A 12855-nucleotide genomic window follows, 5' to 3' on the forward strand; every position below is an offset into this window, starting at 1 on the left:
TCATGGCTTTTCTCAATATCAAGAACCTGAAAAAGAGCTTCGGCGCCAATACCGTCGTCCACGATTTCAACCTCGCCGTGGAAAAGGGCGAATTCGTCTCCTTCCTCGGACCATCGGGCTGCGGCAAGACCACCGTGCTGCGCATGATTGCCGGTTTCGAAGACCCGGATAGCGGCTCCATCGAGATCAACGGCACCGACGTGGTGGACCTTAAGCCCAACCAGCGCAATATCGGCATGGTGTTCCAAGCCTATGCACTGTTTCCAAACATGACGGTTGCGCAGAATGTCTCGTTCGGCCTGCGCGTCGCGGGCAAGCCGAAGGCGGAAATCGATGCCACGGTGAAGGAAATGCTCGGCCTCATCCGCCTCGACCATCTGGCGGACCGCTATCCCTACCAGATGTCCGGCGGCCAGCAGCAGCGTGTTGCATTGGCCCGCGCGCTCGCCACCAAGCCGCAGGTGCTGCTGCTTGATGAACCGCTCTCGGCGCTTGATGCCAAGATCCGCATCAGTCTGCGCGAGGAAATCCGCACCATCCAGCAAAAGCTCGGCATCACCACGGTTTTCGTGACGCATGATCAGGAAGAAGCGCTGTCGATTTCCGACCGCATCGTGGTCATGCATGAAGGCCGCGCCGACCAGATCGGATCGCCTTTCGACATTTACAACCGCCCGGCCTCGCGCTTCGTCGCCTCCTTCGTGGGCACGCTCAACATGCTGGAAGCTTCGGTCAGCGAACCGGACAAGAACGGCATCGACCTTGACGGGCGCATGATCACCGTGCGCGACACGCTCGGCCATCATCCGAAGGGCAAGCCGGTCACGCTGGCGCTGCGCCCGGAAGCTGTCAGCCTCGAAGCGCGCAAGAGCCACGACACGTCGCTGGATGCGACCATCGAGGATGTGCATTTCCTCGGTTCCGTCATCCGCACACGCGTGGCGCTCGGCAAGAACCGCCTGTCCTTCGATACGTTCAACGACCCGACACAACCACCGCCGCAGCGCGGGGATAAGGTGACGGTGCATTTCGCCTCGCACGATCTTCTGGTCCTGGCGGACTGAACCACGAAACCCCGCGCAAGCGGGGTATTTGCATTCTGACGGTGCAATCACAGCCTGTCATACACGCGTCATGCAATCCGAATAGAAGCGGCGAAACCGTTTTGATTGCAGGCAAATGTTACATAGCCGTCCAGTTTCCGCAGATATTGCCGTTGAGACGGCAGGTCTCAGCCTTGCCTATGGCCCGGCGACCATTCTGAACGACATCAGCCTGACGCTTCCCAAGGGAAAGACCCTTGCCCTGCTCGGGCCATCGGGTTGCGGAAAGACGACACTCCTGCGCCTTGTCGCGGGCCTGCTCGCACCGACCAAAGGTTCCGTCACGATCAATGGCGTCACGGTTGCAGATGCGGCCAGCCGCAGTTTCGTGCCCCCGGAAAAGCGCCATCTCGGCATGGTGTTTCAGGATTATGCGCTCTGGCCGCATATGACGGTTTTCGGCAATGTGTCTTTTCCACTCGAAATGCGCGGAATCAACCGCGCCGACCGTGAAAAGCGCGTCACCGCCGCGCTGGATCGCGTCGGGCTGACTGGCTTCGGCAATCGCTCCATCAGCGACATGTCCGGCGGGCAACAGCAGCGCGTGGCGATTGCCCGCGCCATCGTCGCCGAACCGGGACTGGTGCTGTTCGACGAACCGCTTTCCAATCTCGACCGTGAACTGCGCGAAAACATGGTCACGGAAATCGGCCAGCTCGTTTCCAATCTCGGCCTGACCGCCATCTATGTTACCCACGACCAGAGCGAGGCTTTCTCGCTGGCCGATCAGGTTGCCGTGATGCGAGGCGGCGTGATCGAGCAGCTTGCCGCACCCGAACTGCTGGTGGCCCAGCCGAAATCGCCGGAAGTCGCCGATTTTCTGCGTCTGGGCTGCGTCGTGCCGGTCGAACGGTATAACGATGCCTATCGCATCACCCAAACCGATATCCGCATCGCCCATACTGAAACCCCGGATGGGGTAACGCATGTGCTTTTGCCGTCGCGTTCCGTGCGCAGCGTACCACTCAATGACACGGCGATCCCGGCCACGGTTTTGCGCAGCCAGTTTCGCGGTGACGGCCATCTGACGACGGTTCGTATCGGCGACCAGAATGCCGGGCATGACCTGACCTATCTCGATGCCGTCCGCCTGTCGCCGGGTGTTCCTGTCGGCATCGCCATCGATCCGGGCCAGCTGCGCTGGTTCTCAAAATAAGACCATCACAGGCAATATCTCAGGAGGCACACATGACGAAATCCATTCTCGGCGCAGGCGTTGCGCTTATGACCGCATTGCTCGCCAGCACGGCGGCTTATGCCGACATCACCGTCTATTCGGCAGGCCCGGGCAGCCTCATCGAAAAGCTTGCCACCGGCTTTACCGCCAAGACCGGCGCCAAGGTCAATGTGTTTCAGGCGACGACCGGCAAGGTTATGGCCCGCATCGAAGCCGAGGCCGCCAATCCGGTGGTGGACGTGCTGATCTCGGCATCCTGGGATACGGCGACCGATTTCGCCAAGCGCGACTGGCTGGTGGCCTATACCAGCCCCAATGCCGAAAAGGTGCCTGATTTCCTGAAAAACGAAACCGCCGTGGCGCAGGGCGTTTCAGCGCTCGGCATCGCATGGAACCCGGCCAGCAAGACGCCGAAGCCTGCCGAATGGGCTGACCTTGCCAAGCCGGAATATAAGGACCTGGTGAACCTGCCCGATCCGGCCCAGTCGGGCGCAAGCTTCGAACTGGTCGCCGCCCTTCAGTCGCAGCAGGGCTGGGATCTGTTCAAGAACCTGCGCGCCAATGGCGCAACCGTCGCCGGTGCCAATGCCGAAGCCCTGAACCCGGTGCTTCAGGGTGCTAAGGCCGCCGTTTTCGGCGCGGTCGATTACATCTCGCTTGCGGGCAAGGCCAAGGGCGAATCCATCGACGTGATCTTCCCGACTTCCGGCACAGTTGTCGCACCGCGTCCGGCTATGATCCTGAAATGGTCGAAGAACCAGGACGAGGCCAAGCAGTTCATTGATTACATGCTGTCCGACGAAGGCCAGAAACTGGTTGCCGCAACCTATCTGATGCCATCGCGCACCGATATTCCGGCCAATCGTCCGCTGATCAACGACCTGAAGGTCCTGACCATCGACGCCAAGGAAGTCTACGGTAAGCGCAATGAAACGCTGAAGGAATTCGGCGCGATCTTCGCAGCCAGCAATTAAGAAGCATCGTCATGAAGACAAATAGCAGCGCTGGCGCCAACCCGCTCGGACTTGTCGCCACCGCCGGACTGGCGCTGGTTGTGGCCGTGCCTTTTGTCTTCATCGTGCTTCAGGCTGTCTTTCCAAAACTGGGACAGGGCTCGCTGGCCGAGCCCTTCCTGCATCTTCCCGCATTATTCGCCGATCCGAAGCTTTTGCGCATGAGCGCCAATACCGTGTTGCTCGGCCTTAGCGTGGTCGTGCTGTCGGCGCTGATCGCGTTGCCGCTCGCGGTGTTTCGCGCGCTTTACAAAGTGCCCTTTGCTGTTGTCTGGGACGTGCTGATGCTCGTTCCATTCATGATCCCCCCTTATATTGCGACGCTTGGCTGGATCATGACCTTGCAGCCGCGCGGCTATCTCGAACAGCTTGCCGGATTCCATCTGGCACCGTTCCTGTTTTCGCTGGCGGGCATGAGTTTCGTGATGGCGCTCAACACTTTTCCGCTGGTTTATTTCGCGGTATCGCGCACCATCGAAGCGATCGGTGCGCGATACTCCGATGTGGGGCGTGTCTTCGGCGCTTCGCCATGGCGGTCCTTCTTCCGCATCACCCTGCCGCTTGCCACCCCCGGACTGGCGGCAAGCCTGCTGCTCGTCTTCGCCGCGGCCATCGAGGAATATGGCACACCCGCAGCGCTCGGACGCCGTTCGGACTTTGAAGTGCTGGTGACGGAGATCGACCTGCGTATATCCGACTGGCCGATTGATCTGGCCGGAGCTTCGGTCTTTTCGCTGACGCTGGTTTGCCTGTCCCTTGCGGCTTTTCTGATCCAACGCTGGATTTTGACCCGCCGCTCCTATGTGACCACGGGCGGCAAGCCGCAATCGAAGGACAAGCGCCCGCTGGGCGCGATGGCCGCGCCGGTGGTGGCACTGTTTGCGCTGGTCGCTTTTGCAGCCACCGGCATTCCATTGCTGGCGATCCTCGCCACGGCTTTGTCCAAAACCGTCTCCGGCGGACTGACCCCCGCCAATCTCGGCTTCGACAATTTCGCAGCCATCGCCGAAAACAGTGCTGGCGGCATGCGCGCACTGTTCAACAGCCTGTCGCTCGGCCTCGGCAGCGCACTGTTGACCGGGTTCCTTGGTGCCGTCGCCGCCTATGCGGTGGTGAAAATGCGGTTTCGCGGGCGCTTCTGGCTTGATGTGCTGACTGTCCTGCCCAATGCCCTGCCCGGCGTCGTGGTGGCGGTTGGCCTCATTCTGGCGTGGAACCAGCCATCGCTGCCGATCTCGCCCTACAACACGCCGCTCATATTGCTACTCGCATATTGCTGCATCCTGCTGCCGCAGCCGATCCGCTATGCCACCGCCGCCTTTCACCAGATCGGCGACAATCTGGAAGCCGCCGCCCGCGTTTGCGGTGCCAACAGTTTTATGGCTTTCCGCCGCATCATGCTGCCGCTGATCGCACCAAGCCTGATTACCGCCATGCTGCTGGTGTTTGCGGTCGCAACGCGTGAACTGGTCGCCTCGGTTCTGGTCGCGCCTGTCGGCATGCAGACCATATCCATCTTCATCTGGCGTCAGTTCGAACAGGGTTCGGTCGGCCTTGGCATGGCGATGGCCTTCATCGCCATCGTGATTACGACATTCGTGCCGTTGTTGCTGCTGGGTGTGCTTAAGCGCTTCGAGCGATAGCAGCAACTTCGCCAAGTCCGCCGCGCACGCGCTTGATCACTGTCACGGCCAGCAGCAGGCACAGCAGCGGTTGAACCCAGAACGCCCAGCCCGGCAACCCGCCGTCAACGGCGATCCACGCGCCAAGAACCCCGAAGACCACCGCGCGGTCGCTCTTGCCCATCGGGCCGTCATAACGGCGGCTTGCGCCCAACGATGCGCCGGTAACGCCCACGAACTCCGTCAAAACCGCAAACAGGACGATGGCGAACATCCATGCTCCGGAAAAGGGTGCGACAATGGCGAATGGCGCATAGAGCGCGGCATCGGAAATGACGTCGCCAACCTCGTTCAGATAAGCGCCGAGTATACTCTTCTGGTTGTGCTCCCGCGCCAGCATGCCGTCCACCGCATTGAGCGCCATGCGCAGGAAAAGCCAGACCGGCACCAGCGCGAACCAGAGCGCACCGCCGCTGCAGAAAAGCAGCGCGCCAAGTATGACCGACCCGAGTGCTGCGCCTATTGTGACCTGATTGGCCGTTATGCCCGCACGGGCAAGTCGCACCACCAAAGGCCGCAGTAAATTCTGGAATTGTGACTTTAGCTGATAGACGGACATCGAGAATCTCTTGGGAAATGAACAATATCGGACAAACAGCTATTTGCGGTTCGCATTTGCTCGTTTATTCAAACATTCTACTGCACTCAATACTAATTGGGGTTAATTGATTGCGGGCAGCTTGAATTAAGCAATTGGGAGGGACCGGATGAGCCAGCATGCAGAAATGCCGACACACAAGACGGCGCATCGCGAAGCGACGGAAGCCCGGTTTACAACCCATGACGGTACATCGCTGTTCTACCGTGTCTGGCCCGCTGCCTCCGCCAAGCCAAAGGGTGTGATCGTCCTATTGCATCGCGGCCACGAACATAGCGGGCGCGTTGCGCATCTGGTCGATGAACTGGGCCTCGATGATTTCGCCTTCTATGCATGGGATGCACGCGGCCACGGAAAGTCGCCCGGCGAGCGCGGTTTCTCGCCGTCCTTCGGCGCATCGATCCGCGATCTCGACAGCATTGTCGCGCATATACGTGAAGAAACCGGCGTGGCCGTGGAAGACGTCGCCATCATCGCGCAGAGCGTGGGCGCGGTGCTTGCCGCCGCATGGGTGCACGACTATGCGCCGAATATCCGTGCGCTGGTGCTGGCCTCGCCCGCCTTCGACATCAAGCTCTACGTGCCTTTCGCCAAGGAAGGCATTGCACTGTGGCAGAAGCTGAAGGGCACGTTCTACGTCAATTCCTACGTCAAGCCGCAGTTTTTGACCCATGATCCCGAACGGATCGAATCCTATCGCACCGACCCGCTGATCACCCGCCCCATCGCCTCGCATATTCTGCTGCAACTTTATGAAGCGGCAAAGCGCGTGGTGGATGATGCACGCGCCATCACCGTGCCGACACAGCTTCTGATTTCCGGCAGCGATTTTGTGGTGCGCCCCACGCCCCAGCATCGCTTTTTCGAAAATCTCGGCAGCCGCATCAAGGAGCGGCATGTGTTGAAAGGTTTCTATCACGATACGCTGGGCGAGAAGGATCGCAAGCAGGCTATCGACAAGATCAAGACCTTCATCGACCAGCGCTTTGCCGAAACACCGCAACGCCCCGACCTGACCGAGGCGCATATTGCGGGCTATACACGCGACGAAGCCGACAGGCTTTCCAGTCCGTTGCCGCTGTTGTCGCCGCGCGGGCTTTACTGGGCCTCGACCCGCTCGTCCATCGCCTTTGGCGCGCTTTTTTCCGAAGGGCTGAAAGTGGGGCGGCGCACCGGTTTCGATTCCGGCTCGACACTCGATTATGTCTATGAAAACGAAACGCGGGGGTTTGGCCCTGGCGGCAAGCTGATCGACCGGCAGTTTCTCGACGCCATTGGCTGGCGCGGCATCCGCCAGCGCAAGGTGCATCTGGAAGAGCTGATCGGCAAGGCGCTGGCCCGCCTGAAAAGCGAAGGCCGCCCTACCAATATTCTCGATATTGCCTGCGGCCATGGCCGCTATGTGATCGATGCGGTGGCGCGCGCGGGCATCATGCCCGACAGCATATATTTGCGCGATTATTCGCCGATCAATGTGGTTGCCGGGCAAAAGCTGATCGCCGATCGCGGGCTGGAAACCATTGCCCGCATGGAAGAAGGCGACGCCTTCGATGCGGATAGCCTCGCCGCCATCGAGCCACGGCCAAATCTGGCAATCGTATCCGGCCTCTATGAGCTTTTTGCCGACAATGCGCTGATCGACCGTTCGCTTTCAGGACTGGCGCGGGCGCAAAAGCCTGGCTCGCTCCTGATTTATACCAACCAGCCATGGCATCCGCAGCTTGAAATGATCGCCCGCGCGCTGACGTCACATCGCGGCGGCGAAGCCTGGGTCATGCGCCGCCGCACGCAAGGGGAAATGGATCAGCTCGTGGAACGGGCCGGTTATCGCAAGCTGGAACAGCGCGTTGACCAATGGGGCATTTTCACCGTTTCCATCGCCGAGCGCATCGGAGAGCCGGAAGCGTGACAGCAGCATTGGGCGGGATCGACGGTTCACCACGGCGGCCGGTCATCCGGCGCGCCATTCTATGGCTGTTGTTTCTCGGTCCCTTTTTCTACCTGACCTATGGCACCGCCAATTGGCTCGCTTCGCTGCGCGTCGAAGTTCCCAATCTGGCGTTTGGCTGGGAAAGCCGCGTCCCGTTCATCGCGTGGAGCATCGTGCCCTACTGGTCGGTGAACCTGTTCTATGCCATTGCGCTTTTCGTCAATGAAAGCCCCGAACAGGTGGGCCGTCTGGCAAAGCGCTATCTGACGGCGCAGATCATCGCCGTCCTCTGTTTCGTCGCCTTTCCGCTGACCGCAACTTTTGTGAAGCCCGAGACCTCCGGCCTGCCGGGCTTCATGTTCGATGTGCTGGGCGGTTTCGACAAGCCGTTCAATCAGGCGCCTTCACTGCATATCGCGCTGTTGATCGTCATCTGGGACCAGATGCGCCGCATCATGCGCGGCGGCACCCGCATCGTCTGGCATATCTGGTGCCTGCTGATCGGACTGTCCGTGCTAACAACCTATCAGCACCATGCAGTCGATATTCCGGCAGGGGCACTGCTTGGCTTTTTCGTGCTCTGGCTGTTTCCGCGTACCGGCCCATCGCCACTTGCCGGGTTTCGTCTGACGGATAATGCAAAAGCGCGGCGTCTCGGCAGTTATTATCTGGCGGGTGCGCTATTGTTGCTGGCACTTGGCATTCATGGCCTGACGCTGACCGGCTATGCGATTTTCTGGTTCTGGCCAGCCCTTGCTCTCGCCATCGTGGCGGCGGGCTATTTCGGGGCCGGTCCCGACGTTTTCCAGAAACGGACAGACGGCACAGTCAGCCTTGCAAGCCGGTGGCTGCTCGCACCCTACCGGCTGTTTGCGCGCCTCAATATCCTTTTCTGGACACGGAAATTACCGCCTTACATTGCTCTGACCGACACTGTGTTTCTCGGTCGCTTCCCGTCGAAAAGCGAAGCCCGCACCTTCTCAACCGTCATCGACTTGTCTGCCGAACTGGTTGCGCCGCGCGGTGCGGAAGACTGGAAAAGCTTCTGCTGCATGGACCTGCTGCCGCCATCGCCGGAGAAGGTTCGGCTCGCCGCCGATACGGTGGAAGCGGCCTGCCATGCAGGCCCGGTCCTGATCTGCTGTGCGCTTGGCTTCCGGCGAAGCGCAACCGTCGCTATCGACTGGCTGGTGCAAGCTGGACAGGCGACCAGCGCCCGCGAAGCCGAAAACCTCATCCGCGCCAAAGGCTGGCCGCTCCGGCTGCACGCCCATGAGGTGCCCGAATGATCTCTCCAGCCGCACATAGTGCCAAAGCCTTGCGCCGCCGCGCCTTTATCGGGCTTGGTATTGCGATTGTGCTGGTCGGTGTCGCGCCGTTTGCGCGCGCGCAGCACGACCTCGCCTTCTGGCTGATATGGCCGGTGCTACTGGCAAGCACCCTGATTGGGCTGGGCATTGCCGCGCATCTCCTGTTCGACGCCGCCTTGTTTCGGATGATCGCCGCTGGCGACGACGAAAAAGCAACCCTTGCCGAAGTCGATTCCGTTCTGGAACGGATGGGCCTGCGGGCAAAACAACCGGCCGTGCGCCCGCTCTCCGACCGTATTGCGGGAACGCGCCGCATTGCCCGCCGTCTTAATCTTTCTCTCGGACTGGCTATCATCTTGTTCAGCCTGCTGGCGCTTCTGCCACCGGGCGCGGAGTTCTGACATGCGCACCATCATTCGTCATCAGGTGCAATCTTTGTTCGGCTCGTTGCTCGCCATCCTGTCACGCGGCATCACCGGCGTGCGACCGATCTGGAGCGGCACGGGGCCATCGCGCAACCAGCGCATCTATTATGCCAACCACACCAGTCATGGCGATTTCATCCTGCTCGCCTCCTGTCTCAACCAAGAAGAACGGGCGCGCACCCGCGCCGTGGCGGGCGCAGACTACTGGCGCGCCAATCGCGTGCGGCAATTCATGGCCGAAGTGCTGCTGCGCACCGTGCTGGTTGAACGCAACTGGGTGGAGCGAACGCAGGACCCGATGGAAGTGATGCTGACCGCGTTGGCCGATGGGCATTCGCTGATCATCTTCCCGGAAGGCACACGCAACATGACGGATGAGCCGCTGCTGCGTTTTCGCTCCGGTCTCTACAATCTCGCGCTGGCGCGGCCCGATGTCGAACTTGTCCCCTGCTGGATCGAGAACATGTCGCGCGTGCTGCCGAAAGGCGCTGCCCTGCCGGTGCCATTGCTGTGCCGCGTCGTGTTCGGTGCGCCGGTGCAACTTGGCGACGGCGAGGACCGCAAGGAATTTCTGACGCGAGCGCGCCAACAACTTCTCGATATTCAGCCCAGAAACGGGAACCGCCCATGAGCGAAACCACCCAATTATTCATCGGCCTCATGGGCGTTCTGGGGACAGCAAGCCTTGTCGCCGCCATACTGTCCTGGCGCGCGCCAAAACCGCTTTCATCCACACTGGTCAACCTCAATGCCCGCATCAAGGCATGGTGGATCATGGTCGCGGCCATGTGCATCGCCTTCCTGTTCGGCAAAGGCGGCGTGATCGTGCTGTTCGCGCTCGTATCCTTCGCATCGCTGCGCGAATATGTAACGCTGACCCAGACCCGCCGCAGCGATCACCGTATCCTGCTCGGCATGTTTCTGCTGGTCATTCCGGTGCAGTATTATCTGATCTGGATCGAATGGTATGGGCTCTATTCGATCTTCATTCCGGTCTATTGCTTCCTCGCAATGCCGGTGCTGACCGCCCTTTCCGGCGATACATCGCGCTTTCTAGAACGCATCAGCGAACAGCAATGGGGCATCATGCTGTCGGTCTATTGCATCAGCCATGTTCCGGCGCTGATGACGCTGGATATCCCCGGCTATGACAGTGAAAAACTGCTGCTGATCGCCTTTCTGGTCGCGACCGTTCAGGGCAGCGACGTGCTGCAATATGTGTTCGGCAAATTGTTCGGCAAGCATCGCATCGCGCCGAATATCTCGCCTTCCAAGACCTGGGAAGGCTTTGTCGGCGGCGTGGCCAGCGCATCCTTGCTGGGTGCGGGGCTTGCCTGGCTTACGCCTTTCTCACCGCTTCAGGCGGGCGCGCTGGCGGCGGTCTCTTGCGTCATGGGCTTTTTCGGCGGGCTGGTGGCTTCGGCCATCAAGCGCGACCGGGGCGTCAAGGATTGGGGCCACATGATCGAAGGCCATGGCGGCATGCTCGACCGCGCCGACAGCCTCGTCTTTTCAGCGCCGGTGTTCTTTCACTTCGTGCGTTATTTCTGGACGTAATCGGCGCTAAGCGGATTGCCGGCTCAACCATTCGTTGAGTTCGGCTTCTGCGCGCTCCAGTGCGCTGTAATTCAACAATTTGCGCAACAGCGCCACGGTCACGGCGCGGGCGCGAAAATTGAACCGTCCCTCGTCGCTATCGCTTTTTTCCTGATAGACGCCGAGCTTTTCATAAAGCTGCTGCAAGCGGTTTTGAACACTGCGCAGCGACAGATTGCGTCGGCGCGCAATCGTCTTGTCCGTCAGGCCGAGCGCGATATCAATCAGGATTTCATATTCGCTCTCGGTAAAGCCGCTGGCATGGCTGAGGCTCTTCTGCTGCAAGCCGCGCACTTCCCGGTCGACGACGCATTGCGCCTCGACGAAAATGCTGCGCAGCGCCAGCCGCAGTTTGTCGTCGGAGGCCGATTTCAGCACATAGCCATAGGCCGCACCTTCCGGCACAATGCGCGACACGCCGCGCACATAGGCCTCATCGGCATAGTTCGACCAGAACAGGATGCGGGTTTCGGGATTTTCCTTCCAGATGGTACGCGCCGCCTCGATGCCGTTGCGACCATTCATCTGCAAGTCCATCACGATATGCGCATCGCGATGCTGGCGCGCCAGTTTCTCGCCCGCCGACCCGTTTCCGGCCTCGAATATATCGCTGCATTCCGGCAGTGCTGCGCGCACCGCCTCGCTGAGATAAGTGCGATGCAGCGGGTCATCCTCAACGATCAGAACCTGCATCGCTCTCTCCATTCATCGGTTTGCACATTTCCGGCGGCAAAAGCACCGTTACGCTTGTCCCCGGGCCTGTCGCATTTTTGCGGATGGCGAAACCTGCCGAAATCAGCCGCGCGCGCGTGCGCATATTGTCGATGCCATGGCCCAATGTGAGTTCGGGCGTTAATTCGGCAGCCGAACCGGGGCGCTGGACCGGGCGGTCGGTCCCGATACCATTATCGATCACTTCCACCAGAAGCCGCCCGCCCCGGTCGCTCAGCTTCACCCGCAATTCGCTGGCATGGGCATGGCGGATGACATTGTTGATCGCTTCCTGAACGATGCGAAACAGCGAGGTCGCGACCGTTTCTTCCAGCCTGTCGGCCATGCCGTCGCTCTGGTCATCCAGCGTCCACTCAATCGCCGCATCACTATCGCGCACCGACCGGTCGAGATGGTTTTCCGTTGCCTGCACGAAACCGAACAGCTGTAGAATGGAGGGCTTGGCCTCCTCTATGATCTGCCGCAGATCGCGCATGCAATGCTGGAGACCGCGAAACAGCGGCTCCAGCTGTTCACCGGAAAGATCGGGCGCACGGGTGAGCCGCTCGACATGACGGGCAAGCCGGGTTAGATCAGCCAGCGTCTGGTCATGCAAATCCATGCCGATGCGGTGCCGCTCGGTTTCCAGCGCCTCGGTCAGTTTCAGCGCGCCGGACCGCAAGCCCTCCTCGCGGGCACGGGCTTCCGTTTCCACAATGGCCGAACGCTTGGCCTGCTCGGCGGCGCGAATGGCAAAAAAGTAAGGCGCGAGAAGATCGGCAATCGATTGCCCGTTCTCTACGTCGCGCATGGAATAGCAGGCAGGCGTCAGGCTGGAACAGCTCAGCGCGCCGATGATATCGCCCTGCGCCTTGAGTGGAACATGAACCCGGCCCTTGAGATCGTGCTCGATGATGGGGCTGGAAAAAGAGCCTTCGAAATGAAAGCGCGGATCGGTGCGGGCATCGTCGGTCAGGAGATAACCCGCCTCGCCGGACAACAGCGTGCGGATTGGACTGCCAGACAGAAGCGCTGGCGGATTGCGGCTCCAGGCGGTCGCGATACCGGCCTCATAGGCAATGTGGAACTTGCCATCGAGCATCTTGATGCAGACGTCGAGATGGTCATAGGGCAGAATGCAGGCGATCTCCGCCGCCACCGCCTGTATGATGGAATCAAAATCGAGCTGCCCCGCCAGAAGCCGGGAAATATTCAGGTAGTGATCAAGGAGGCGCTCAGCCTGCCCGTGATCGTGCTTGCTATCCTGCCGTCCGGGCGCGAGTTCGGCCAAGCGTTTCTCCTCCAAACGC

General features: G+C 60.4%; 12 protein-coding genes. 9 read left to right on the forward strand and 3 right to left on the reverse strand.

The window, feature by feature from the left end; all coding sequences use genetic code 11:
- Window positions 1–2 precede the first annotated feature (2 nt).
- From WIX40_RS05085 to WIX40_RS05100, 4 genes are all read left to right on the forward strand, one after another.
- Window positions 3–1064: an ABC transporter ATP-binding protein gene (locus WIX40_RS05085; protein ID WP_109367912.1), complete on the forward strand. Its 1062-nt coding sequence runs from the start codon at window positions 3–5 to the stop codon at window positions 1062–1064.
- 115 nt (window positions 1065–1179) lie between these two features.
- Complete coding sequence (locus WIX40_RS05090) at window positions 1180–2259, forward strand: ABC transporter ATP-binding protein (protein WP_339438914.1); 1080 nt, start codon at window positions 1180–1182, stop codon at window positions 2257–2259.
- A 32-nt stretch (window positions 2260–2291) separates the two neighbouring features.
- The gene (locus WIX40_RS05095; RefSeq protein WP_339438916.1) at window positions 2292–3254 is read left to right on the forward strand and encodes an ABC transporter substrate-binding protein; all 963 of its coding nucleotides are present in this window, start codon (window positions 2292–2294) and stop codon (window positions 3252–3254) included.
- Between the two features lie 11 nt (window positions 3255–3265).
- Window positions 3266–4936, forward strand: coding sequence for an ABC transporter permease (locus tag WIX40_RS05100; protein ID WP_339438918.1), 1671 nt, complete (start codon window positions 3266–3268; stop codon window positions 4934–4936).
- Here the strand turns inward: WIX40_RS05100 and WIX40_RS05105 are convergent.
- The gene (locus WIX40_RS05105) at window positions 4917–5534 is read right to left on the reverse strand and encodes a CDP-alcohol phosphatidyltransferase family protein (RefSeq protein WP_339438920.1); all 618 of its coding nucleotides are present in this window, start codon (window positions 5532–5534) and stop codon (window positions 4917–4919) included. The genes WIX40_RS05100 and WIX40_RS05105 overlap by 20 nt on opposite strands.
- Window positions 5535–5700: 166 nt before the next feature.
- On the opposite strand from WIX40_RS05105, the gene WIX40_RS05110 reads away from it, so the two are divergent.
- The 5 genes from WIX40_RS05110 to WIX40_RS05130 are packed head-to-tail and all read left to right on the forward strand — an operon-like array spanning window position 5701 to window position 10795.
- Complete coding sequence (locus WIX40_RS05110) at window positions 5701–7482, forward strand: bifunctional alpha/beta hydrolase/class I SAM-dependent methyltransferase (protein ID WP_371834144.1); 1782 nt, start codon at window positions 5701–5703, stop codon at window positions 7480–7482.
- A complete protein-coding gene (locus tag WIX40_RS05115) occupies window positions 7479–8792 on the forward strand; it encodes a phosphatase PAP2/dual specificity phosphatase family protein (protein ID WP_339438924.1) in 1314 nt (437 codons plus the stop codon). Before WIX40_RS05110 ends, WIX40_RS05115 begins: the two co-directional genes overlap by 4 nt.
- On the forward strand, window positions 8789–9214 hold the full coding sequence (locus tag WIX40_RS05120; protein WP_140024598.1) for a hypothetical protein: 426 nt from the start codon (window positions 8789–8791) through the stop codon (window positions 9212–9214). Before WIX40_RS05115 ends, WIX40_RS05120 begins: the two co-directional genes overlap by 4 nt.
- Before the next feature lies 1 nt (window position 9215).
- Complete coding sequence (locus tag WIX40_RS05125) at window positions 9216–9869, forward strand: lysophospholipid acyltransferase family protein (protein ID WP_109367920.1); 654 nt, start codon at window positions 9216–9218, stop codon at window positions 9867–9869.
- Window positions 9866–10795: a phosphatidate cytidylyltransferase gene (locus WIX40_RS05130; RefSeq protein WP_109367921.1), complete on the forward strand. Its 930-nt coding sequence runs from the start codon at window positions 9866–9868 to the stop codon at window positions 10793–10795. The genes WIX40_RS05125 and WIX40_RS05130 overlap by 4 nt, the downstream gene beginning before the upstream one ends.
- A 6-nt stretch (window positions 10796–10801) precedes the next feature.
- Here WIX40_RS05130 and WIX40_RS05135 read toward each other — a convergent pair whose 3' ends face one another.
- Together WIX40_RS05135 and WIX40_RS05140 are read right to left on the reverse strand one after the other, a co-directional pair.
- Complete coding sequence (locus tag WIX40_RS05135) at window positions 10802–11527, reverse strand: response regulator transcription factor (RefSeq protein ID WP_109367922.1); 726 nt, start codon at window positions 11525–11527, stop codon at window positions 10802–10804.
- Window positions 11508–12836 carry a GAF domain-containing sensor histidine kinase gene (locus WIX40_RS05140; RefSeq protein WP_109367923.1) on the reverse strand — a complete coding sequence of 443 codons (1329 nt, stop codon included), beginning with the start codon at window positions 12834–12836 and terminating at the stop codon, window positions 11508–11510. Before WIX40_RS05140 ends, WIX40_RS05135 begins: the two co-directional genes overlap by 20 nt.
- Window positions 12837–12855 lie beyond the last annotated feature (19 nt).

The organism is Ochrobactrum teleogrylli (assembly GCF_037482325.1).
In the GTDB taxonomy this organism is placed as follows: domain Bacteria; phylum Pseudomonadota; class Alphaproteobacteria; order Rhizobiales; family Rhizobiaceae; genus Brucella; species Brucella teleogrylli.